We start from the raw sequence: 22417 nt of genomic DNA on the forward strand, positions 1-22417 counted from the left end.
CACCGTAGGCCGGGTTCGCAAAGCGACCCCGGCTGCGCGGTTGGCGTCTACCCCGCCACCTTCCCCAGCAGCAGGAACTCCATCAGCGACTTCTGCACGTGCATGCGGTTCTCGGCCTCGTCCCACACCACGGACTGCGGCCCGTCGATGACGTCCGCCTCCACCTCCTCGCCGCGGTGCGCCGGCAGGCAGTGCATGAACAGCGCGTCCGGCTTGGCCATGCGCATCATGTCGGTGTCCACGCACCAGTCCGCGAAGGCCTTGCGGCGCTCGTCGTTCTCCGCTTCGAAGCCCATGCTGGTCCACACGTCGGTCGTCACCAGGTCCGCGCCCCGGCACGCTTCCATCGGGTTCTTGAAGACCTTGTAGCTTTCGCTGCTGCGGATGCCGGCGATGGCCTGGTCCACCTCGTAGCCGGTGGGCGTGCTCACGTGCACGGTGAAGCCCAGCAGCTCGGCCGCCTGCAGCCAGGTGTTGGCCATGTTGTTGCCGTCGCCCACCCAGGCCACCACGCGCCCCCGGATCGACCCGCGGTGCTCGATGTACGTGAAGATGTCCGCGAGGATCTGGCAGGGATGGAACTCGTTGGTGAGACCGTTGATCACCGGCACGCGCGAGTGCGCGGCAAACCGTTCGATCTTGTCCTGCCCGTAGGTGCGGATCATCACCAGGTCCACCATCCGGCTGATCACCTTGGCGCTGTCCTCGATCGGCTCAGCGCGACCGAGCTGGCTGTCGCCGGTGGTGAGGTGCACCACGGATCCGCCCAGCTGGTACATGCCCGCCTCGAAGCTGACGCGCGTGCGCGTGGACGCCTTCTCGAAGATCATCGCCAGCGTGCGGTCGGCCAGCGGGTGGTACTTCTCGTAATTCTTGAACTTGCGCTTGATCTCCGCCGCCCGCTGGAAGATCCACTCGTGCTCGTCGGTGCTGAAATCGCTGAACTGGAGGAAGTGGCGCAACCCCATGGCACTCATTCCGCCAGGAAGGATTTGACCAGGGGCGCCAGGATGGCGACGACTTCGTCGGCCTGCGACTCGGTCATGATCAGCGCGGGCAACAGCCGGACCACGGTGTCGGCCGTCACGCTGATCAACAGGCCGGCGTCGGCGGCGCGCTGCGTCAGCACGCCGCAGGGGCGCGCCAGTTCCACGCCGAGCATCAGGCCCTGGCCGCGGATCTCCACCACGCCCTTGAGTCCGCCGAGCTCACGCGCCAATGCGCCCTTCAGGTGCGCGCCGACACGGGACGCGTTTTCCAGCAGGCCGTCCTCTTCCATGATGCGCAGCGTCTCCACGCCGGCACGCATGGCCAGCGGATTGCCGCCGAAGGTGGTGCCGTGGTTGCCAGGCTGGAAGATGTCGGCGGCGCGCGGGCCGGCCACGACCGCGCCGATCGGCACGCCGGAGCCCAGGCCCTTGGCCAGCGGCATCACGTCCGGCACGATGCCGGCCCACTGGTGCGCGAACCACTTGCCGGTGCGGCCCATGCCGCACTGCACCTCGTCGATCATCAGCAGCCAGTTGCGCTGGTCGCACATCTCGCGCACTTTCTGCAGGTAGTCGATGCGCATCTGGTTGATGCCGCCTTCGCCCTGGATCGTCTCGAAGAACACGGCGACCACGTTGCGATTGCCGTCGGTGGCCTTGCGCAGCGCGTCGATGTCGTTGAGCGGCACGCGGATGAAGCCTTCCACCAGGGGCCCGAAACCCTTCTGCACCTTTTCGTTGCCGGTGGCGGACAGGGTCGCGATGCTGCGGCCGTGGAAAGCCTTGTCGTACACCACGATCTCCGGCCGCTCGATGCCGCGGTCGTGCCCGAACTTGCGCGCCAGCTTCAGCGCGCCCTCGTTGGCTTCCAGGCCGGTCGAGCCGAAGAACACGTTCGTCATGCCCGACAACTGCACCAGCTTGGCCGCCAGCTTCTCCTGGTTGGGCACGTGGTAGTAGTTGGAGCTGTGGATGATCTTCGAGATCTGGTCCTGCAGCGCGGGCACCAGCTTGGGGTGGTTGTGGCCCAGCGTGTTGACCGCGATGCCGGCCAGGGCGTCGAGGTAGCGCTTGCCGTTCACGTCCCACACATACACGCCTTCGCCTCGCTCCAGCGCCAGGGGCAGCCGGCCGTAGGTGTTCATGGTGTGGGGCGACGACGCCTCGATCTGTGCCATTGCGCGCTTCCTCTTGCTTCCAGAAATGAGAGCGGCTCAACGAATCGTGAGCCGTTGGAGCGCGATTGTAGGCACACGCCTTGCCTGCCCTGGTTGAGAATTCCGCATCACTGCGATGCAGCGCGCAGGCCGCCTTCCCCCGTCGAACCCGGCTCCAGTCTTATAGAAGATAGAATACTTTGTGCGCTGCAGCAATACCGCTTGCGCAGCGCCCAGACCCGCACCCATGGTTCCCAGCAATCCCGCCGAAGTGATCATCCAGGGCGTCACCCGGGACGGACGCACCTTCCGTCCCAGCGACTGGGCGGAGCGCCTGGCGGGCGTGATGAGCTCGTTCCGCCCCGGCGGCGCCCAGCCGGGCAGCCACCTGAGCTATTCCCCGTGGTGCATCCCGACCGTGATCGACGAGGTCAAGTGCGTCATCGTCAACCGCGAACTGCGCAACCACGAACCGATGGCCTGGGACTTCGTCATGAACTTCGCCAAGGACAACGCGTTGAAGGTGAGCGAAGGCCGGTTCGAGAAGTGACTCCCTGCCTTCGTGTCCGACGAAGGCAGGGGAGTTGGTGGCGGCTCAGACCAGCAGGAAGTGCGCGCTCGCGAGGCCCAGGTCCGTGCCCAGCACCGCGATCTCCACCGCCGTGCCGTCGCCGCTGCCGTCGGCATCGTAGAACAGCTTGCCGGTGTCCGTTTCGTACACCAGGAAGTCGTCGGCGTCCCGGGCCATGCCGCGTGCATTGGCGACGAAGTTGTCCGCGCCGACCGCACCCGTCGCACCGCCGAACGCGGTGAACACCGAGGTCTCCAGCGAGATCGTGTCCTCGACGGTCGAGAAGTCGCGGATCCGGTCGCTGTCCACGTCGGACAGGCCGTCGAAGCGGAAGTCGTCCGCGCCCTGGCCCCCGGCCAGCACGTCGTGGCCGCGGCCGCCTTCCAGCAGGTCGGCGCCCGAGCCGCCCGCCAGCCGGTCTTCACCGTTGTGGCCGCCAAGATCGTCGTTGCCGCGGCCGCCGTGCAGCTCGTCGTGCCCGTTGCCACCCCTGACGCTGTCCATGCCGTCGCCGCCGCTCACGGAATCGGAGCCGCTGCCGCACGTGACGTTGTCGTCGCCGCCGCCGCCGTCCATGCTGTCGTCGCCCATGCCGCCGCTGAGCGTGTCGTGGTGCGAGCCGCCCTCGAGGCTGTCCATGCCGTCGCCGCCGTACAGGTGGTCGCGGCCGCGGCCACCGGACAGGTGATCGTCGCCGCCTTCGCCGTGGATGTCGTCGTCGCCATCTTCGCCGTCGGCGGTGTCGTCGCCGTCGGTGCAGGCGATGTCGTCATCGTCGTCGGAGCCGATCACGTCGACTTGATCGCCCAGCGCGAGCTCGATCACGTCATCCACGTCGTCGAGCATGTCTTCGCCCACTTCCTCCACGTCGACAGCAAGTCCCGTGGCGTCGAACTGCATGACGCCATCGATGTCCATGGAGATGCCGGTCACCATGCCCTCCAGGCCGGTGAGGTCCAGGCCGGAAACCCCGGTCCATGCGCCCGTGATGAAGAAGTTGGAGAAACGGCCGTCTCCCAGGTCCACCGCCGCCCGGATCAGGCCGTCGGTGACTTCGAGGACGCTGACCGCGTCCGCCTCCACGTCTTCCAGCAATTCCCAATCCGCATGGGTGATGGTCAATGTCGTCATGGTGTTCTCCTTGTGAATGGTTGGCTACGCAAATGGATGCCCTGCGGCATCGTCAGATCCTGAAATCCACTTCCGACGCTTCGACGTTGCCGGCGCCGCCGGCGGGCAGCGTGCCCCGCACGCGCACCGTCGCGCCGTTGCGCAGGTCGGCCGCGAACGTGCCGTCCTTTTCCTCGGTGGCGCCCGGCGTGTAGTGGAAGGTCACGTCGCGCACGACGAAGGTCCGGGCGCCGGTGTCCAGGGCGGACACTTCGCCGCGCACGTCGACCTCGGCTTCCTCGTCCTCGTCCTCGACTTCGATCGCGTTGGCGAACAGCACGCCGTCCACGATCTCGCCTTCCACCTCCACCTGCAGGCCGACCGGGAGCGCAGTGCCCGCCGGAAGCCGCGAGGTATCGATCCGGATTCCGTTGACCGAGAGGACGGAGCCGTTCTGCACGAGAATGCCCTCGACCTTGGCTTCGTCGCTGTCTTCCACCTCGTTCTCGCGCAAGTCGATCCGGGTCACGATCCATGCGCCGTCGGCGTTTTGGGCGGGCCGCGTCCGCACGCGCACGAACAACCCATTCGCCAGCGCGGTGGAGGGCAGCCGCACACCCGCGCCGGAGTAGTCGAAGCTGGCGGTCCCGACGGTGAAGGTCTTGGCCGCGGTGTCCAGATTGCTGATGGCGCCGCGCACACGGAACTCGCTTGTGGCGTCCTCGCTTTCGATGCGCGATGCGGTGATCACGCCGGCCGCGTTGGCAAAGCCGGACACCTCCAGCAGGTCGCCGACCGCGATGGCCGCGAAGGTCGTGCCGGCGAACACCGTGGCCGCATCCACCTTCACCGTCTGCCCCAGCACCACCAGCGTGTCGGGTGCGGTCTTCGATGCGACCGGCCCCTTCACCTGGGTCTCGACCGTGATCTCGGTGGCCGTGGCCGTCGGCGGGTTGCCGGCGCCGCCTGCGCTCGTGGCGCCGGCACGGATGCGCACCACCATTCCCAGCTTCAGGTCCCGCGGCTGCAGCGCGGTTGCGTCGTCCGCGTTGGTGATCCGCGCCGCACCGTCCTGGTAGCGGACGCCGTTGACGATGACCGAGCCGGTGCCGAAGCCGCTGATGCGGCCCGCGGAAAAGGAGCCCGTGCCGCCGGTATCGACGCCGGCGACCCCGCCGCCGCCGCCGCCGCACGCAGGCAGGACGATGACGCCGGCGCCGGCCAGCAAGGTGACCAGCAGACGCCTGCGCTGCAGGAGCGGGGCGGCGGAAGATGCGGAGAGTTTGGACATCAGGACTCCTTCGATGGGGATTGGGTCGGGGATGGGGGGGCCATGGCCTCGGCCGGGTGCATGGCTTCGGTGAATGCAAACAGGCCGATGCGCAGGCGCTGGTCGGCGGGGCGGCCGGCCGCCTTGTCGGCGTCGATCAGGGCCTGCAACGCCGGGGCCAGCGTATGCAGCAGCCCCTGCCATTGCTCCGTGATCAGGACCTTGGCTTGCGCCATCGACTCGGCCGAGAGTTCGTCCGCGAAGAGCGCCTGCTCGAAGTGACGGCGACCGTCATCGAGCACGTTGCTCACGGCGGCTGCCAGGTGGTCGCCGACGTTGGCGCCCAGGAAGGCCAGCATGCGCTCGCGGTCCGCGCGCGGAACGAACGCGTTGTGCAGCAGGCGCACGCTCCCTTCGGTGTCCGCACGCGCCAGGCCCAGGCGCGAGAGCTCTTCCAGCAGCGTGCGGGGGTGCACGTCGCGGGTGATCGAGTTCGCCAGGCTTTCGAAGCTGGGTGCGGGGCCCTGCACGCGCAGCGCCATCGGCGCGCCGTCGGCGCCGCGAAAGGCAGGGTCGGTCAGCCAGCGGGTGAATGCCTGCGTCGCGGGCGAGGGCGCCACCGGCACGTCGCCGTCGGCGCGCTGCATCAGCCGCGTGACTTCGCGGCGGTTCAGTCCCGTCGTGGTGCTGATGCGGCTGACGGCGCGGTGCGCGGCGGCGCCGGGATGGGCGGCCCGCGCGGCTTGCACAAAACCCTGCTTCAGCACTTCGGTGACGGCCGAGAACGTGAGACCGTGGCCGACCGCCAGCCGGGCCAGCGGCGCCAGCACGGCGCGGCAGGCCCGCAGCAAGGCCCGTTGTTCGCCCGGCGAGTGCCCGGCCGACGCGGCGGTGACTGCCGTGTCAGGTGGGAATGGAGCGTCGCGTTGGGTCATGGATGAGCCGTAAGTTGATCGAAGTGTAAATGTGCGGATTGCACAGTCAATGGGAAATGTGCAAGTTTCACATTTTATGTGTAACAACCGAGTTACCTTCCGGGCATGAAAAAGCCCTCCGAAGAGGGCTCCTGGCTTCACGCCTGCACGGAAATGAAAAAACCGCCCGGAGGCGGTTCTTCACTTTGCTTTGCTGGCAGCGCACCCGGTTCAAACGGCGCGAAGCTTTCGCTTCACGGGCTGACCTGATGGGTGATCAGGCGGCCGCGGCGGCGGGCTGGAGGCCCTTGACCTTGGCGGAGAGGCGGCTCTTGTCGCGAGACGCCTTGTTCTTGTGGAAGATGCCCTTGTCGGCAACCGTGTCCACGATCGACTGGGCCTTGGCGAAGAGTTCGGTCGCCTTGGCCTTGTCGCCGGCGGCGACGGCCTTCTCGACGTTCTTCACCGCGGTGCGGTACTTGGAACGCAGCGACGTGTTGGCTGCGTTCAGCTTCATGTCCTGGCGGACGCGCTTGCGTCCCGACGCCAGGCGCGGGTTCTTCTTCTTGGGTTTGGCAGAGGCCATGTGTGTTCCTTAGGTGTCTGAGGATGATGCCAGCAAAGCCCACCATTATAGCCCGCGGGCATGCCCCCGCCACGCGTGGGGGACCCCCGGCTACACTCGCCCGCTTGAGCCTGTTCAAAGCCGCCTCGACCGTTTCGGCCCTGACCCTCGCGTCGCGCATCACCGGCCTCGCCCGCGACGTCCTGTTCGCCGCCTTCTTCGGTGTCAGCGCCCTGACCGACGCGTTCTACGTGGCGTTCCGCATCCCCAACATGTTCCGCCGGATCTTCGGGGAAGGCGCGTTCAGCCAGGCCTTCGTGCCCGTGCTCGCGGCCACCCGCACCGAAGGGGGCGACGAAGGCGCCCGGCGGCTGGTGGACCACGTTGCCACCGTGCTGCTGTGGACGCTGGTCCTGCTGTGCATCGTCGGCGTGGTCGGGGCGCCCTTGCTGGTCTGGGCCCTGGCCAGCGGGCTGCGCAAGGATCCCGCAGCCTACGACGCGGCGGTGGTCATGACGCGCTACATGTTCCCCTACATCGGCTTCATGTCGCTGGTCGCGCTCGCGGGCGGGATCCTGAACACCTGGAAAAAATTCGCGGTTCCCGCGGCATCGCCCGTGCTGCTGAACGTGATGCTGATCGCATCCATCGTGCTGGTGGCGCCCTGGTTCCAGCGGCACGGGATCGAACCGATCTACTCGCAGTGCATCGGGGTGATGCTGGGCGGCGTTCTGCAACTGGCCATCCAGGTGCCCGCGCTGCGCCGCATCGGGATGTGGCCGCGTTTCGGGCTGGCCTGGTCGGGCCTGCGGGAGTCCTGGAGCGACCCGGCCACCCGCAAGATCCTCGGCCTGATGCTGCCGGCGCTGCTGGGGGTGAGCGGGGCGCAGATCTCGCTGCTGATCAACACCCAGATCGCGTCCTATCTCGCGGCCGGCAGCGTCAGCTGGCTCAACAATGCAGACCGGCTGATGGAGTTTCCCACGGCCTTGCTGGGTGTGGCGTTGGGCGTGGTGCTCATGCCGCAGCTGGCCGCCGCGCGGGCGAGCCAGGACGAGGAGCGCTATTCCGGGATGCTGGACTGGGGCCTGCGGCTGGTCGTCCTGCTGGCCGTGCCGAGTTCCGTCGCCCTGCTGCTGTTCGGGGTGCCGCTGGTGGCCACGCTGTTCCACTATGGTGCGTTCACCGACGCGGACGTGCGGCAGGTCGCCATCGCGCTGGCCGGCTACGGCACGGGGCTGCTCGGGATCGTCGCGATCAAGGTGCTGGCGCCCGGCTTCTACGCCAGCCATGACATGAAGACCCCGATGAAGATCGCGCTGGCGGCGCTGGCGGTCACCCAGCTGTGCAACATCGCGCTCGTGCCCTACCTGCGGCATGCGGGGCTGGCGCTGTCCATCGGCATCGGGGCCCTGGTGAACGCGGGCGTGCTGCTGGCGATCCTGCTGCGGCGCGGGCGGTATCGCCCGCGTCCCGGGTGGGGCGTGTTCCTGCTCCAGGTCATCGTCGCGACCATCGTGCTCGGTGCTTTCCTGCTGTGGTCGAACCAGGCGTTCCCGTGGATGCAATGGCGCACGCAGGCGTGGCTGCGGGCCGGCGCGATGGCCGGGATGCTGGCCGCGTGCGCTGCGATCTACTTCCTCTCGCTCGCGCTGACGGGCTTGAAGCTGCGTCAGTTTGTCACGCGATGATCCGCGAGCGACGCGAACCAGCCACGGTGGCTTGACGCCTCCTGGCCCGTCCATTACAACGAGCACATGTCGCTGCAATTCACTGCTCCCACGCCGCTGGAGTATTTCCGGATGCTGGTGCAAAGCGACGAACAGTTCCCGCTGCTCGAGGCGGCGGCCAGCCTGGCGCAGGACGAATACCCCGACCTGGACCTGCAAGTGGTCCTGGGCGACGTCGACCAGCTGCTGGCGCGCCTGAAGCGCCGCATCCCGGTGGACGCCGCGGCGCTGCAGCGGCTGCGCACGCTGAACCAGTTCTTCTTCCGCGACCTCAGCTTCGGCGGCAACGTCAACGACTACTGCGACCCCGACAACAGCTACCTCAACGTGGTGCTGCGCACCCGGCGCGGCATCCAGATCTCGCTGGCGGTCCTGTGGATCGAGCTGGCGCAGGGCATCGGGCTGCATGCCCGCGGCGTGTGCTTCCCGGGCCACTTCATGGTCAAGGTCAACCTGCCGAAAGGCCAGGTGGTGATCGATCCTTTCACCGGCCAGTCGCTGTCCCGCGAGGAACTCTCCGAGCGGCTGGAGCCGTACAAGCGGCGCAGCGGACTGGTGGATGAATTCGAGGTGCCCCTGGGCCTGTACCTGCAGGCGGCGCCGCCGCGCGACATCGTCGCGCGCATGCTGCGCAACCTCAAGGAGATCCATCGCGCGCAGGAAGACTGGCAACGCGTGATCGCCGTGCAGAACCGGCTGCTGATCCTGCTGCCCGACGCTTGGGCGGAATTCCGGGATCGCGGGCTGGCCCATGCCGAACAAGGCCATTCGCAGCGTGCCGTCGAAGACCTGGAAACCTACCTGGTGCACGCGCAGGACGCGCTGGACATCGACGCCATCGCCGACCGCGTGGCCGACCTGCGCCGCGCCAAGCAGTAGCGGCGGGGTTAGGCCGCCCGCACCAGCGGATTCAACGGCCGCGCACCCCGGAGCACCGAACCCCGATGGACGGACGCCAGCACGCTTTCGCGCGTGCGCGCCTCCGCCGCGGGCAGCGGCTTGAGCACCGGCCGCAGCCAGTCCAGGATGGGCACCCATTGGGCCAGGTCCACCGCGGCCTTGTCGTCCGGCAGGTCGAACATGGTCAGGCCGCGTTCCAGGCTGCGCACGTACAGCTGCGTCTCGCGCAGCATGCCCACCATCTCCACCTTCTGCTCGGCGGACCAGGCGCGCAGCATGTCGGCGGCATTGGTGCGGCCGTCCACCCGCATGCCCACCGTCGCCAGGCGGCACTGGCCCTTGGCGATGCGCGGCAGCGTCATCAGTTCGGCAATGCAGGCGGCCGCCGATTCACGGTCGAACATCGAGGGGCACACCGGCAGGACGATGGCGTCGGCGAACATCACGATGCGCGCGAGTTCGAAGCCGTGCAGGCCGCCGGGTGTGTCCAGCACGACGTGCGTGATGCCGGTGGGCACCCGCAGCACGTTCTTCTGGTCGATGGTCCAGGGGGCGATGGCCGGCAGCGCCGCATCGCGCCGGCGCAGCCAGCCGCGGCTGGATTGCTGGCGGTCGATGTCGCCCAGCATCACGGCCAGGCGTTCACGGGCGCACCAGGCGGCCACGTGGGCGGCGAAGGTGCTCTTTCCGCTCCCTCCCTTGCGGTTGACGACCGCGACGACCGGCATGACTGCTCCTCGGGATGAAGCGGCAGTTTCCGCCAGGAAATGCGGCAAGTCCAGCCTGGCGCAACGCCGCTTGCTCCGGCTTTTGTAGCTGCGCAACGTCCGCCGCCGCCTGTCGCCCGCTAGCCGCCGTCCGCCGTCGGCGCCTTCCATGCGAGCGCCCCAAGTGCCAAGGCGCTGATCGCCGCCCCGGCCATGAAGGGGCTGGCGCCGCCGAGGCGGTCCCACAGCAGGCCGGCCAGGCCGCTGGCCACCAGCATCGCGATCCCGCTGGCCAGGTTGAACACGCCGAATGCGGTGCCGCGCAAGGCCTGCGGCGCGGCTGCGGCGACCATCGTGGCCAGCAGGCCCTGGGTGAGCGCCATGTGCACGCCCCACAGGCCGATGCCGGCCCACAGCAGCGGGCCGCTGTCCGCAGCGGCCAGCGCCAGGTCCGCGGCCATCAGCACCGCGAGTCCCACGGCCAGCAGCGTGCGATGGGACACCCGATCCGCCAGCTTGCCAAACGGATAGGCCAGCCCGGAGTACACGACGTTCATGGCGATCAGCACCAGCGGCGCCCACGCGATGGCCAGGCCGCCTTGCTGCGCCCGCAGCACCAGGAAGGCTTCGCTGAAGCGCGCCAGCGTGAACAGCGCGCCGATGGCCACCACCCACCAATAGGCACGCGACAGCTGCCGCAGGCTGTCGCGCCGGATCGGGTTGGTGCGCACGGCGCCGGCCGGCCGGGCCGGCTCGCGCACGCCCACGACGAGCAGCAGCACCGAGAGCACGGCGGGGATCGCCGCCAGCCAGAAGACGGCGCGGAAATCATTGGCCCACAGCAGCATCAGGCCGATGGCGATGACCGGTCCGAGGAAAGCACCGACCGTGTCCAGCGACTGCCGCAAGCCGTAGGCGGCGCCGCGCTGGGACGGATGCGCGATGTCCGCGACCAGCGCGTCACGCGGCGCGCCGCGGATGCCCTTGCCGACGCGGTCGATCAGCCGCGCGCCGAGCACCAGGCCGGCGGAGTCGGCCAATGCGAAGAGAGGCTTGGAAGCGGCCCCGAGGCCGTAGCCCAGCACCGCCAGCGGCTTGCGGCGCCCGAGCCAGTCGCTCCAGGCGCCGGAGAACACTTTCACGATCAACGCCGTCGCCTCGGCCACCCCCTCGAGCAGCCCGACCACCAGCATGCTGGCGCCCAGGCCGGTCACCAGGAAGATGGGCAGCAGGCTGTGGATCATCTCCGAGGAGACATCCATGAGCAGGCTGACGAAGCCCAGCGCCCAGATGCCCGCGGGCAGCCGGCCCGGCGCGGGGCCTTGCATGCGCAGTGTCAGCCGACCGTCACGGGCGCACCCGCGCCGCGCGGGCCGATGCGGCCGATCTCGTGCACCTGCTCGCCCTGGCGATGCAGCGTCGCCGCCACGGCGGCGGCGTCGGCCGGGGCGACCACGACCACCATGCCGATGCCATTGTTGAAGGTGCGGTTCATCTCGTGGTCGTCGATGGCCGCGGTGGCCTGCAGCCAGGCGAACAACTCGGTGCGCGGCCAGCTGTTGGCCTTCAGGTGCGCAGCCAGTCCGTCGGGCAGCACGCGGGGGATGTTCTCCAGCAGGCCACCGCCGGTGATGTGGGCCAGGGCCTTGATGCCCGGGTGCGCCGCCAGCGCCGCCAGCACCGGCTTGACGTAGATGCGCGTGGGCTCCATCACGGCCTGGCGGAACGGCTTGCCGTCCAGCGTCGCGGGCAATCGCGCCGCACCGGCTCGCTCGATGCACTTGCGCACCAGGGAAAAGCCGTTGGAATGGACGCCGCTGGAGGCCAGCCCCAGCACGACGTCGCCGTCCCGCACGTCCTGCCCCGCCAGGATCTTCGACTTTTCGACGGCGCCGACGGCGAAGCCGGCCAGGTCGTACTCCCCGGACGGATACATGCCCGGCATCTCCGCCGTCTCGCCGCCGATCAGGGCGCAGCCGGCCAGCTCGCAGCCGCGGGCGATGCCGCCGATGACCGCTGCCGCGGTGTCCACCTCGAGCTTGCCGCAGGCGAAGTAGTCCAGGAAGAACAGTGGCTCGGCGCCTTGCACCAGCACGTCGTTCACGCTCATGGCCACCAGGTCGATGCCCACGGTGTCATGCATGCCCCACTCGAACGCGAGCTTCAGCTTGGTGCCGACGCCGTCGGTGCCGCTCACCAGCACCGGCTCCTTGTAGCGCTTGGGCACCTCGAACAGGGCGCCGAAGCCGCCGATGCCCGCCAGCACACCCTCGCGCATGGTCCTTTTCGCCAGCGGCTTGATCCGTTCGACCAGTGCGTCGCCGGCGTCGATGTCGACGCCGGCATCCTTGTACGAGAGGGGGGAAGGGTTCATGGAGGTGGGCTGGACCGGGGCGCGAGCGCCGGCCGATAGAATTTGTCTTCGATTTTACTTGCCGGCCCGTCGCGGAGCCGGTCCACTCCCCCGGATGCAATTCACCCCCACGCAGAAGCAGGCCGCGGCCTGGCTGGCGATCGCCGTGCTGGCCCTGTTCGCCATGCGCGCGCTGGGGCCCGTGCTCACGCCCTTCATCGTGGCGGCGGTGCTGGCCTATGCGCTCACGCCCCTGGTCGACCGGCTCGACGCCCTCTGGGGCGGCCGCATGCCCCGCGTGCTGGCGGTGGTCATCGTCCAATTGCTGTTCCTGCTGGCGATGTTCTGCCTGGTCCTGCTGATCATCCCGGTGCTGCTCAAGGAGATCCCGCTGATCCGCGAGCAGCTGCCGTTGCTGCTGGACAGGCTGCACATCACGCTGTCCCCGTGGCTGGCGCAGTTCGGCATCCGCATCGCGCTGGACCTGGCCAGCCTGCGCGAACTGCTGGTCGGGTACCTGAACGCCAACTGGGGCGACAGCTTCGGATCCCTATGGTCGTCCCTCAAGCTCGGCGGCAGCGTGCTGTTCACCGTGGTGGGCTACACGGTGCTGATCCCGGTGGCCTTGTTCTACCTGTTGCTGGACTGGAAGCAGGTGGTCGCCCGCGCGCTGGAGCTCGTGCCGCCGCGCGTGCGCCCGGGCGTCGATTCGTTCACCCACGAGGCCGACCTCGTGCTGGGGCAGTACCTGCGCGGCCAGTTGCTGGTGATGGCCACGATGGCCGTCTTCTACAGCACGGGGCTGGCGCTGTTCGGGCTGGACCTGGCGGTGCCGATCGGTGTGTTCACTGGCCTGGCCATGTTCGTTCCCTACGTGGGTTTCGGCATCGGCCTGGTCCTGGCCATCGTCGCCGGCGTGCTGGAATTCGCATCGATCAAGGCGCTGGTGATGGTGGGCTCGGTCTACGGGCTGGGGCAGGTGTTCGAGGGCTTCTACCTCACCCCGCGGCTGGTGGGTGAGCGCATCGGCCTGCACCCGCTCGCCGTGATCTTCGCGCTGCTCGCCTTCGGCCAGCTGTTCGGATTCGTCGGCGTCCTGATCGCACTGCCTGCCAGTGCGCTGCTGCTGGTGGCGATCCGGCGCATCCGGGCCGGCTACCTGTCCAGCCGCCTGTACCAGGGATAAGGCGTGGAGCGAATGAAGCAGCTCACGCTCGACATCGGCCTGGCCCGGGGACCGAGCCTTGCCAGCTTCATGGCCGGGCCCAGCGAGGCCGCGTGGAAGCACCTGCAGCTGTGGGCAGGCAGCCCGACGCGCTCCCCGGTGCCCACCTACCTGTGGGGGCCGGCCGGCAGCGGCAAGACGCACCTGTTGCAGGCGGTGCAGGCCGCGCTGCGCGAGCTCGGTGCGCTGGTCGGTTGGCTCGACCCGTCGCTGGCGGAGCCGCCGGCCTTCGACGAAAACTGGGCGGTCGTCGTCATGGACGACGTGCACCAGTATTCGGCCGTGCAGCAGCACGCCGCGTTCTCCTGGTTCGTGCAGGCGCAGGCGCTGCAGCGCGGCGTGCTGGCCGCCGGCCTGTTCCCCCCCGCGGACCTCAAGCTGCGCGAGGACTTGCGCACGCGCCTGGGCTGGGGCCACGTCTTCGAACTGCATGTGCTCAGCGAGACCGAGCGGCGCGCCGTGCTGCGCCAGGAGGCGGATGCGCGCGGCGTGTTCCTGAGCGACGAGGTGATGGATTTCATCCTGCACCGCTTCTCGCGCGACCTCGGCAGCCTCATGCAACTGCTCGATCACCTGGACGCGTACGCGCTGCAGGCGCAGCGTGCCATCACCATTCCCCTCATCAAGTCCATGCTGGAGAACGATTGACTGCACAGCGAACGCGGGTCACGCTTTTCGACCTCGACCACACGCTTTTGCCGATCGACTCGGACCATTCGTGGGGCGAGTTCACGCAGCAGATCGGCTGGACCGATCCGGTCGACTTCAAGCGCCGCAACGACACGTTCTATGCCCACTACATCGCCGGCACGCTGGACGTGCACGACTATGTGCGCTTCGCCGTGGAGGCGGTGCGGCTGCGCGGCCACCAGGCCTATGTGCAGGCGCATGAGCGCTTCATGCGCGAGTGGATCACCCCGGCGCTGCGGCCGCAGGCGCTGGAGCTGGTGCGCCAGCACCAGCGGGCGGGCGACGCCGTGGCCATCGTCACGGCGACCAACGAGCTCGTCACGCGGCCGATCGCAGCCGCGTTCGGCGTGGCCGAGCTGATCGCCGTCGAACTGGAGCGGGATGCGGCCGGCTGGATCACCGGCGAAATCGCCGGCGTGCCCTCCATGCGGGGCGGCAAGGTGGTCCGCGTCGAACAGTGGCTGCGGCGCCGCGGCCTCGACTGGGACGGCGTCGAAACCACCTTCTATTCCGATTCCATGAACGACCTGCCGCTCCTAGAGCGCGTGGACCACCCGGTCGCGACCAACCCGGACCCGAAACTGCGCAGCCTGGCCCAGGAGCGGGGCTGGCGCATACTCGACCTCTTCGAGAGGGCCTGAGAGCCCTGCTTTTTCCCCATGATCAAGAAATTCATCGACAGGCTGCTCGGCAGCGGCCGCAAGCCCAAATTCGGCAAGCGCCAGGAAGTCGGGCCTGAAGTCCACGGCATCGATCCCACCCTGGTGGACGAACGCGCACTGAGCGTCGTTCGCACCCTCAAGGAGGGCGGGCACGAGGCGTTCATCGTCGGCGGCGCGGTGCGCGACCTGCTCCTCGGCCTGCGTCCCAAGGACTTCGACGTGGCCACGACCGCGACGCCCGAGCAGGTGAAGGCGCTGTTCCGCCGCGCCTTCATCATCGGCCGGCGCTTTCGCATCGTGCACGTGGTGTTCGGCCGCGGGCGCGAGCACGAGGTGATCGAGGTCTCCACGTTCCGCGCGTACCTGGAGAGCGCTGACGCCGAAGCGGTGAGCGGCAACGAGCGCACCAGCAAGAGCGAGCTCGCGGGCATGAAGCACGCGGTCGACTCGTCGGGCCGGGTGCTGCGCGACAACGTCTGGGGTCCGCAGGAAGAAGACGCGGCGCGCCGCGACTTCACCATCAACGCGATGTATTACGACCCCGAGCGGCGCGTCGTGGTGGACTACCACGGCGGCATCGCCGACGCCAAGAAGAAACTCCTGCGGATGATCGGCGACCCGGCCGCGCGCTATCGCGAAGACCCGGTGCGCATCATCCGCGCGGTGCGTTTCGCCGCCAAGCTGGCGGGCCTCGGCTTCAAGATCGAGCCCAAGACGAAGGCGCCCATCGTGCCGAGCCTGCCGCTGCTGCAGGAAGTGCCGCAAAGCCGCCTGTTCGACGAGATGCTCAAGCTGCTGCAGACGGGGCATTCGATCGCCACCATCGAGCAGCTCAAGGCCCAGGGGCTGGCGCGCGGCATCTATCCGCTGCTGGACCTGATCGTCGAGCGCGCCGACCAGCCTTTCGTGCGCGCCGCGCTGCAGGACACCGATCGCCGTGTCGGCGAGAACAAGCCGGTCGCCCCCAGCTTCCTGCTCGCGTGCGTGCTGTGGGCGGAAGTGCGCGACGGCTGGCAGAGCCGGCTGAACCGCAGGCAGCATCCCTTCCCCGCGTTGCAGGAAGCGATCGACGAGGTCTTCGAATCGCGCATCGGCGACATCTCCGGCCGCGGCAAGCTGGGCGCGGACATGCGCGAGATCTGGATGATGCAGCCGCGCTTCGAGAAGCGCACCGGCAACACGCCGTTCAGCCTGGCCGAGCAGCCGCGCTTTCGCGCCGCCTTCGACTTCATGCGGCTGCGCGCCGACATCGGCGAGGTGGACGACGTGCTGGCCGACTGGTGGCAGGACTTCAGCCAGGCCAGCGACACCGTGCGCGAGGACCTGGTGGCGGCGCTGCGCGACGAGCAGCACAAGCAACAACGCAAGGTCAAGCGCGTGCCGAAGTCCGGTGACGAGGACGGGGGCCCGCGCGACGCGCCGCGTGACACGGCGCCCGCGCCGGTCGCGGCGAAAAAGCCGGCAAGCGCGGCCGGGCCCGTCGACGAAGTCGCGCACGCCGACGGAGAAGGCGAGAGCAGCGCGAGCGGCGAACCGCCACGCAAGCGTCGGCGGCGCCGCCGCAAGCCCTCCGGCCAGGGCGGCGGCGACGCGCAGGCCACGGCGTCGGGCGGCGACGGCGACTGACAGCCCCGGGGTCCCGGATGCGCGAAGCGGTCGTGGCTTTTGTCGGCCTGGGCGCCAATCTCGGCGACGCGCCGCAGGCCTTGCAGGATGCAATCGCTGCCTTGGGGCAATTGCCCTCCACCCGGGTGGTGCAGTCGTCACGCATCTATCGAAGCGCTCCGGTCGACGCCAGCGGGCCGGACTACTTCAATGCGGTGGCCCAACTGGAGACCGCCCTCGACGCGCCCGGACTGCTGCGGCACCTGCAGGCCATCGAACAGGCGGCCGGCCGCGAGCGGCCGTACCACCATGCGCCGCGCACGCTCGACCTCGACTTGCTGCTTTATGGCAGCGCCCGCATCGACAGCGCGCGGCTGACCGTGCCGCATCCGCGCCTGCGCGAGCGCGCCTTCGTGCTGCTGCCGCTGCGCGAGCTGGCGCCGGCGCTGGTCAGCGACGCGGACCTGGCCGCGGTGGCCGGCCAGCGCATCACCCCATGACCTCCCACGTCATCGCCAGGATGACGTCGCGCCTGCACCATGCGGACAGGTTCCACAAACGGAGGTCACCATGACAGACACAGGTCTCATCGCACTGGCGTGCGGTCTCATCATCGGGTTGGGGGCGATCGGCGCCTGCCTGGGCATCGGCGCCATGGCCGGGCGTTTTCTCGAAGGCGCCGTGCGCCAGCCGGAGATGATGGAGCCGCTGCAGGTCAAGATGTTCCTGGTCGCCGGCCTGATCGACGCCAACTTCCTGATCGGGGTGGGCGTGGCGATGATGTTCGTCTTCGCCAACCCCTTCGCGTAGGCCGGCGGTGAGCCCGAAGGCGAACCCCGGTGACAAGGCGACCCCAGGCTCCGCTAGAACCAGTCCACCAGCCCCGACTGCTCCGCATTCTGCGGGTTCGACCCCGCCTCGCGGACGCGCTGCAGCGACTCTTGCGCGCCCAGTCCCAGCGCCTTGAGCACGCACGCCGCGGTGGTCCCGGTGCGCCCGATCCCGGCTGCGCAGTGCAGCAGCACGGCGTCGCCGCGCCGGATGGCGCCTGCCATCTCGTGGACCTCGCGCCGGAATCCGGCGGGGTCTTCCGGCACGCCGAAATTGCGCATCGGCAGGTGCAGCCAGCGAAAGCCGAGGCGCCCGGCGACGACCGCCGCGTGGTAGTCGGGCGATAGCTCGGCCAGTTCGGCGCGCGGCGTCAGGCACACCACCAGCGCCAGGCCGGCGCGCTGTGCCTCCGCCTCGAAGTCGGCCCAGCTGTTGAAACGTCCGGGCATCGGGCCCAACCAGAGCTGGCCCGGCAGGTCGGCGGGAAGGCGCACGCGTCGCAGCGACATGACCGGTTGCATCCTCACTCGCGCTGGCTGGACCGCTGCTGCGAAACCGCCAGTTCGCTGACCGGCGCCGCCGCGTTGCCCCACGACGCACGCAAGTAGCTCAGGACGGAGGCCACGTCGGCGTCGGACAGCGTCGTCGCGAAGGGCGGCATGCCATAGGGACGCGGGTTGCCGCGCGTGGCCGGCGCGAAGCCGCCGTGCAGCACGACCTGGACCAGGTTGGCTGTCACAGGCATCGTCACCGCCCGGTTGCCCGCCAGGGCCGGGTAGGCGCCGCGCACCCCTTCGCCCTTGTCGCCGTGGCAGGCAGCGCAGTGCTGCTCATAGAGCTTCCCGCCTCTTGCAAGCACCGCGCCGGCGGCTTTCGGCACTTCGAGCGGATTGGTGTCCGCCGGTGTCGGCGGCAGGCTCTTGAGGTAGACGGCCATCGCACGGAGGTCGCCGGGTTCGAGGAACTGGGTGCTGTGCAGCACGACGCCGGCCATCGGGCCCTGCACCGTCCCGCGCGGGGAGTTGCCGGTCTGCAGCAGCGTCTGGATGTCCTCGAGCGACCACTCGGCCACGCCCGCCTCGCCGGCGGCCGTCAGCGACGGCGCATACCAGTTCTGCATCGGGATCAGCCCGCCCGACAGGTCCATGGCGTCGCGCAGGCCGCCCAGCGCATCGCGCGACGTGTGGCAGGCGCCGCAATGGCCCAGCCCCTGCACGAGGTAGGCGCCGCGATTCCATTCGCGCCCGCGCGCCGGATCCTCGACGAAGGTCCCGGCGCGGAAGTAGATGGCGCGCCAGACCGCCAGCGCCGCCTGCGTGCTGTACGGCCAGCGCAGGCGATGCTGCAGGTTCGGCCGGTGCACCGGCGGCAGGCTGCGCAGGAAGTCGAACAGGGCGTCGGCATCGGCGCCGCTCACCCGCGTGGTGTGCGTGTAGGGGAACGCGGGGTACAACAGGCGGCCGTCGCGCGAACGGCCTTCATGCAGCGCGCGGCGAAAGTGCGCTGCGGACCAGCGCCCGATCCCCGTTTCCGCGTCGGGCGTCAGGTTGCTCGAGTACACGGTGCCGAACGGCGTCGCCAGCGGACGGCCGCCGGCATAGGTGGCCGCGCCGCGCTCGGTATGGCACAACATGCAATTGCCTGCGCGCGCAAGGTACGCGCCGCGCGCGACCTGGTCACTGGACGGCGGCATCGTGGGCGCGGTTTCGTTGATGCTCTGGCCACCCCAGAAAGCGGACATCCACACCAGCAGGAAGAGGCCCCCCACCAGGCCCGCGAGGACCAGCAGCGCGCGCTTCATCGCGACGTCCCGGCAACCGGAAGCTGCGCCGATCCGCAGCGCATGGGCGGGGGCTCGGGTGCTTGCGCCACCGGCGCCGGCTTGCGGCCCTTGCGGCGTGCCGGCGTGGGCTGCGCGGCGGCGGGCACCACGGCCGCTGTCGGCCGGCTGTCGCGCGGCGGCGCTTCGGAGGCCAGCCACGCAGTCACCGCGGACAGGTCCTCGGGGGCGAGCCGGCGTGCGATTTCCGCCATGCAATCGGGCAGGACGGCGCGTCGCTGGCCGGTGCGCCAGGCGCCGAGCTGGGCGTTCAGGTAATCGCGCGACAGCCCGAGCAGGCCGGGCGTCGTCGGCTGGACGCCGGTGAGGGACTGTCCATGGCAACTGGCGCACGCGGGCAGGCGGCGCTCCGCATCGCCCTGCAATGCCAGTGCGCGGCCGCGCTGCAGCACCTCCGGGGCCGCCGTGGCGGGCTGGGGAGGGGGGTACGGCACGTCCAGTTTCGAGAAGTGCAGCGCGATTTCGTACAGGTACTCGTCGGACAGCGTTTCCACCAGCCCCGCCATCAATCCGTAATGCCGGCGGCCTTCGCGGAAATGGAGCAGCTGGTTGTAGAGATAACCGGCAGGCTTGCCGGCGATGCGCGGGTAATAGCCGTCGGGGCCGGCGCGCCCTTCCTTGCCGTGGCAGCTGGTGCAGGCGAGCGTGCGCTGCGCCATGGAGTCCTGGAAGGACGGCGGCGCGGCAGGCGCGCTGACGGCGCTCCAGCAGGCAAGGAAGACGAGGATCAGGCGGAGCATCGCCTGCGACTATGCCATCGTTGCCGGCGCCGACCCATCGAGTCGGCATGCGGCGGACACGCGCAGGGTCGGCGTCCTACATGCGCGCCGCGGGGCCAAACCTAATGTGCATGCATGAACCTGTACCGACGTTCCAGCAAGCCCAAGCCGGAGGCGGACGCCGCGCGCAGCCGGCGGCGCCCGCCCGGCGAGGACGGGACCAACGCGGTCCAGCACCGCCCGGATCCCAAGGCCGAGCCGATCCCGGACGGCGAGCACAAGTACGTGCCCCGCAGCCCGTACCGCACCGGCAATTACTGAGTCGACGAGGGCAGCGCTCCTGGTCGTGCACCGGCACGCGCCAGGCCGGCCCCTTTTTGGCGATCGGCTCGTGATAATGGGCCGACAACGACAACGAACCCTCCATGGCCACCAGCCTTCTCGCACTGCTTGACGACATCGCGTCGCTGCTCGACGACGTCTCCGTCCTCACCAAGGTCGCCGCCAAGAAGACGGCAGGCGTGCTGGGCGACGACCTCGCGCTGAATGCCCAGCAGGTGAGCGGCGTGGTCGCGGACCGCGAGCTGCCCGTGGTCTGGAAAGTGGCGCAAGGCTCCCTGGTCAACAAGGCCATCCTGGTGCCGGCCGCCCTGGCCATCAGTGCCGTGGCGCCCTGGGCCGTCACGCCGTTGCTGATGGTCGGGGGCGCGTTCCTGTGCTTCGAGGCGGCGGAGAAGCTGGCGCACCGGCTGCTGCATTCGCGCGAGGAGGACGATGCGCACCGCCGGGAACTGCGCGAGGCCGCACTCAACAAGGTGGACATGGTCGCCTTCGAGAAGGAGAAGATCAAGGGCGCCATCCGCACCGACTTCATCCTCTCCGCCGAGATCATCGTCATCTCGCTGGGCACGCTGACCGGGCAGGACTTCGTCACCCGCCTGGCCGTCCTCGTCGGCATCGCGCTGATCATGACCGTGGGTGTCTATGGCCTGGTGGCAGGCATCGTCAAGCTCGATGACCTGGGCCTGTACCTCAGTCGGAAGGCCGGGGCCGCGGCGCGCGCGGTCGGCAGGGGCATCCTGTGGACGGCGCCCTGGCTGATGAAATTCCTGTCCGTGGCCGGCACCGCGGCGATGTTCCTGGTCGGCGGCAGCATCCTGGAGCACGGGCTGCCGCCCCTGCACCACCTGGCGGCCGACCTGACCGAGCGCGCCGGGGCCTGGCGCGTGCCGGCGGGAATGCTGATCGACGCAGTGGTCGGCATCGTGGCAGGGTCGGTGCTCGTGGCCGCGTACGCTGCCGTTCGCAAGGTGCGCGGCAAATCGGCGTTGCCGGCATAGTCCGGGCGGCCGCTCACCAAGCTCATGCGTAGGCGTTCGCCTACGTGGCATTGGGCGATCGTCGGATAACGGCCAGCGCGGCCGCAGCCAAGAATGAATCTTCACACGAGGGAGATCCACATGACCGATATGCAGCCCGCGCAGTCCGCCGCCACGCCGGTGATGATGGACCTGTCCAGCAGCACGTCCGACGATTTCGACTACGCGCTCGGCTGCGAATGCGCCGACCCGTCGCTGCAGATCGAGCAGTGGCAGCAGCTCTCGCGGGCGTCCTCCGCCGAGTGAGAGGCGGCGCAGCGGCATGAAAGAGCCTCGAGCCGGCGAGGAGCGCACTGGTTCCGAATTCACCGATTCCCTGAAGAAGGGGTTGCTGATCGGAGCCGTGCTGCTCGTGCTCATCGTTCCGCCCCTGCGCATGTACCAGGCGGCCAAGGCGCCGCCGCAACCGCCGCCTGCCGTCACGCAAGCGCCTGCCGCGCCGCGCGCCCGCGTCGAGGCGCCCGTCGAACCTTCCCTGCGCATGGCCAACTTCGCCGGCGAACGACCGTCCGCTGCGGCACGCCACGTGGCGAACTGGGCCGTTTTCACCAGCAACCACGGCCGTCACGCTTTCGTCATCGTCGACAAGAAGGATGCGCGGGTCTACGTGTTCGCCCCGGATGGCAAGCTCAAGGAAAGCGCGCCGGCGCTGCTGGGTGCCGCCCGCGGCGACGACTCCTTTCCCGGCATCGGTGACAAGCCCCTGAACCAGGTCCGGCCGGAAGAAAAAACGACGCCTGCCGGGCGCTTCATCGCCGAACCCGGGCGCAACACCAACAATGAAGACATCGTCTGGGTCGACTACGACGCCGCCGTCTCGATGCACCGGATCAGGCCGAACGTGGCGGCGGAAAGGCGGCTGGAGCGCCTGGCGTCGCGGGTGGTCGAGGACAACCGCATCTCGTTCGGCTGCATCAACCTGCCGGTGACCTTCTACGAGGAAGTGCTGAGTCCCGCCGTGCAGAAGTACGGCGCCGTGGTGTACGTGCTGCCCGATGTCAAGACGCCGCAACAGGTCTTCGGCTCTTTCGACGTGCGGGACCCGGCGCAGGTGGCGGCCTGGAAAAAGGGCCTCGCACTGCAGGCCGTGAAGGGCCCCGCCAGATCCAACGGCGTGCAGAAGGTCGCAATGCAGGCCTCGTAGCGCGGCTGTTACCTTTACAAATCATCCCGCGCACTGTCGCGCTTGCTAGCATCTTC

Annotated in this window: 26 protein-coding genes; 14 read left to right on the forward strand and 12 right to left on the reverse strand. The window is 69.1% G+C overall.

Translation table 11 applies throughout. The features are described 5' to 3' along the window. Nucleotides 1-47: 47 nt before the first annotated feature. Both argF and WG902_RS13865 read right to left on the reverse strand, forming a co-directional pair. On the reverse strand, nt 48-977 hold the full coding sequence (gene argF, locus WG902_RS13860; protein ID WP_340060674.1) for an ornithine carbamoyltransferase: 930 nt from the start codon (nt 975-977) through the stop codon (nt 48-50). After that, entirely contained in the window at nt 974-2167 is a 1194-nt protein-coding gene (locus tag WG902_RS13865) for an aspartate aminotransferase family protein (protein ID WP_340060675.1), read from the reverse strand. The genes argF and WG902_RS13865 overlap by 4 nt, the downstream gene beginning before the upstream one ends. 226 nt (nt 2168-2393) lie before the next feature. Here WG902_RS13865 and WG902_RS13870 point away from each other — a divergent pair, with 226 nt between their 5' ends. Beyond that, nucleotides 2394-2696 (forward strand): DUF3579 domain-containing protein, encoded by a 303-nt coding sequence (locus WG902_RS13870; RefSeq protein ID WP_340060676.1) that lies wholly within the window; start codon nt 2394-2396, stop codon nt 2694-2696. 45 nt (nt 2697-2741) lie between these two features. Here the strand turns inward: WG902_RS13870 and WG902_RS13875 are convergent, their stop codons facing one another. From WG902_RS13875 to WG902_RS13885, 3 genes are read right to left on the reverse strand one after another with little or no spacing between them, the layout of a single operon-like run. Continuing rightward, entirely contained in the window at nt 2742-3848 is a 1107-nt protein-coding gene (locus tag WG902_RS13875; protein ID WP_340060677.1) for a calcium-binding protein, read from the reverse strand. A gap of 52 nt (nt 3849-3900) precedes the next feature. After that, nucleotides 3901-5118, reverse strand: coding sequence for a DUF5666 domain-containing protein (locus WG902_RS13880; protein WP_340060678.1), 1218 nt, complete (start codon nt 5116-5118; stop codon nt 3901-3903). Beyond that, complete coding sequence (locus WG902_RS13885) at nt 5118-6032, reverse strand: DUF6502 family protein (protein WP_340060679.1); 915 nt, start codon at nt 6030-6032, stop codon at nt 5118-5120. The genes WG902_RS13880 and WG902_RS13885 overlap by 1 nt, the downstream gene beginning before the upstream one ends. 105 nt (nt 6033-6137) lie before the next feature. On the opposite strand from WG902_RS13885, the gene WG902_RS13890 reads away from it, so the two are divergent. Beyond that, complete coding sequence (locus WG902_RS13890) at nt 6138-6281, forward strand: hypothetical protein (protein ID WP_340060680.1); 144 nt, start codon at nt 6138-6140, stop codon at nt 6279-6281. A 7-nt stretch (nt 6282-6288) separates the two neighbouring features. Here the strand turns inward: WG902_RS13890 and rpsT are convergent, their stop codons facing one another. Then, entirely contained in the window at nt 6289-6597 is a 309-nt protein-coding gene (rpsT, locus tag WG902_RS13895; RefSeq protein WP_340060681.1) for a 30S ribosomal protein S20, read from the reverse strand. Nucleotides 6598-6701: 104 nt separating this feature from the next. Here rpsT and murJ point away from each other — a divergent pair, with 104 nt between their 5' ends. Beyond that, entirely contained in the window at nt 6702-8267 is a 1566-nt protein-coding gene (murJ, locus tag WG902_RS13900) for a murein biosynthesis integral membrane protein MurJ (protein ID WP_340060682.1), read from the forward strand. Between the two features lie 66 nt (nt 8268-8333). Continuing rightward, nucleotides 8334-9185 (forward strand): SirB1 family protein, encoded by an 852-nt coding sequence (locus WG902_RS13905; protein ID WP_340060683.1) that lies wholly within the window; start codon nt 8334-8336, stop codon nt 9183-9185. Between the two features lie 8 nt (nt 9186-9193). Here the strand turns inward: WG902_RS13905 and WG902_RS13910 are convergent, their stop codons facing one another. From WG902_RS13910 to purM, 3 genes are all read right to left on the reverse strand, one after another. Next, nucleotides 9194-9934, reverse strand: coding sequence for a ParA family protein (locus WG902_RS13910; RefSeq protein ID WP_340060684.1), 741 nt, complete (start codon nt 9932-9934; stop codon nt 9194-9196). 119 nt (nt 9935-10053) lie between these two features. Then, nucleotides 10054-11241 (reverse strand): MFS transporter, encoded by a 1188-nt coding sequence (locus WG902_RS13915; RefSeq protein WP_340060685.1) that lies wholly within the window; start codon nt 11239-11241, stop codon nt 10054-10056. Between the two features lie 8 nt (nt 11242-11249). Beyond that, nucleotides 11250-12287 (reverse strand): phosphoribosylformylglycinamidine cyclo-ligase, encoded by a 1038-nt coding sequence (gene purM, locus WG902_RS13920; RefSeq protein WP_340060687.1) that lies wholly within the window; start codon nt 12285-12287, stop codon nt 11250-11252. A 94-nt stretch (nt 12288-12381) separates the two neighbouring features. Between purM and WG902_RS13925 the strand changes: the two genes are divergently transcribed. From WG902_RS13925 to atpE, 6 genes are all read left to right on the forward strand, one after another. After that, nucleotides 12382-13452 carry an AI-2E family transporter gene (locus WG902_RS13925; RefSeq protein ID WP_340060688.1) on the forward strand — a complete coding sequence of 357 codons (1071 nt, stop codon included), beginning with the start codon at nt 12382-12384 and terminating at the stop codon, nt 13450-13452. A gap of 12 nt (nt 13453-13464) precedes the next feature. After that, nucleotides 13465-14139: a DnaA regulatory inactivator Hda gene (gene hda / locus WG902_RS13930; protein ID WP_340060689.1), complete on the forward strand. Its 675-nt coding sequence runs from the start codon at nt 13465-13467 to the stop codon at nt 14137-14139. After that, nucleotides 14136-14822, forward strand: coding sequence for an HAD family hydrolase (locus tag WG902_RS13935; protein ID WP_340060690.1), 687 nt, complete (start codon nt 14136-14138; stop codon nt 14820-14822). The genes hda and WG902_RS13935 overlap by 4 nt, the downstream gene beginning before the upstream one ends. A gap of 18 nt (nt 14823-14840) precedes the next feature. After that, on the forward strand, nt 14841-16469 hold the full coding sequence (gene pcnB / locus WG902_RS13940) for a polynucleotide adenylyltransferase PcnB (protein ID WP_340060691.1): 1629 nt from the start codon (nt 14841-14843) through the stop codon (nt 16467-16469). A 17-nt stretch (nt 16470-16486) separates the two neighbouring features. Beyond that, nucleotides 16487-16948, forward strand: coding sequence for a 2-amino-4-hydroxy-6-hydroxymethyldihydropteridine diphosphokinase (folK, locus tag WG902_RS13945; protein ID WP_340060692.1), 462 nt, complete (start codon nt 16487-16489; stop codon nt 16946-16948). 70 nt (nt 16949-17018) lie between these two features. Continuing rightward, nucleotides 17019-17258: a F0F1 ATP synthase subunit C gene (atpE, locus tag WG902_RS13950; protein ID WP_340060693.1), complete on the forward strand. Its 240-nt coding sequence runs from the start codon at nt 17019-17021 to the stop codon at nt 17256-17258. Nucleotides 17259-17311: 53 nt separating this feature from the next. Here atpE and WG902_RS13955 read toward each other — a convergent pair whose 3' ends face one another. Genes WG902_RS13955 through WG902_RS13965 form a run of 3 tightly spaced genes read right to left on the reverse strand, consistent with a single transcriptional unit; the run spans nt 17312 to nt 19859 of the window. Continuing rightward, nucleotides 17312-17788 (reverse strand): protein-tyrosine phosphatase family protein, encoded by a 477-nt coding sequence (locus WG902_RS13955; RefSeq protein ID WP_340060694.1) that lies wholly within the window; start codon nt 17786-17788, stop codon nt 17312-17314. A 14-nt stretch (nt 17789-17802) separates the two neighbouring features. Continuing rightward, a complete protein-coding gene (locus WG902_RS13960) occupies nt 17803-19080 on the reverse strand; it encodes a c-type cytochrome (protein ID WP_340060695.1) in 1278 nt (425 codons plus the stop codon). After that, entirely contained in the window at nt 19077-19859 is a 783-nt protein-coding gene (locus WG902_RS13965) for a c-type cytochrome (protein ID WP_340060696.1), read from the reverse strand. The genes WG902_RS13960 and WG902_RS13965 overlap by 4 nt, the downstream gene beginning before the upstream one ends. Nucleotides 19860-19973: 114 nt before the next feature. Between WG902_RS13965 and WG902_RS13970 the strand changes: the two genes are divergently transcribed. From WG902_RS13970 to WG902_RS13985, 4 genes are all read left to right on the forward strand, one after another. After that, nucleotides 19974-20159: a hypothetical protein gene (locus tag WG902_RS13970; RefSeq protein WP_340060697.1), complete on the forward strand. Its 186-nt coding sequence runs from the start codon at nt 19974-19976 to the stop codon at nt 20157-20159. A gap of 104 nt (nt 20160-20263) precedes the next feature. After that, entirely contained in the window at nt 20264-21178 is a 915-nt protein-coding gene (locus WG902_RS13975) for a DUF808 domain-containing protein (protein ID WP_340060698.1), read from the forward strand. Nucleotides 21179-21298: 120 nt separating this feature from the next. Continuing rightward, nucleotides 21299-21463, forward strand: a complete 165-nt coding sequence (locus WG902_RS13980; protein ID WP_340060699.1) for a hypothetical protein — start codon at nt 21299-21301, stop codon at nt 21461-21463. 16 nt (nt 21464-21479) lie between these two features. Then, complete coding sequence (locus WG902_RS13985) at nt 21480-22361, forward strand: hypothetical protein (protein ID WP_340060700.1); 882 nt, start codon at nt 21480-21482, stop codon at nt 22359-22361. Nucleotides 22362-22417: the final 56 nt, after the last annotated feature.

Source organism: Ramlibacter sp. PS3R-8 (assembly GCF_037572435.1).
In the GTDB taxonomy this organism is placed as follows: Bacteria; Pseudomonadota; Gammaproteobacteria; order Burkholderiales; family Burkholderiaceae_C; genus Ramlibacter.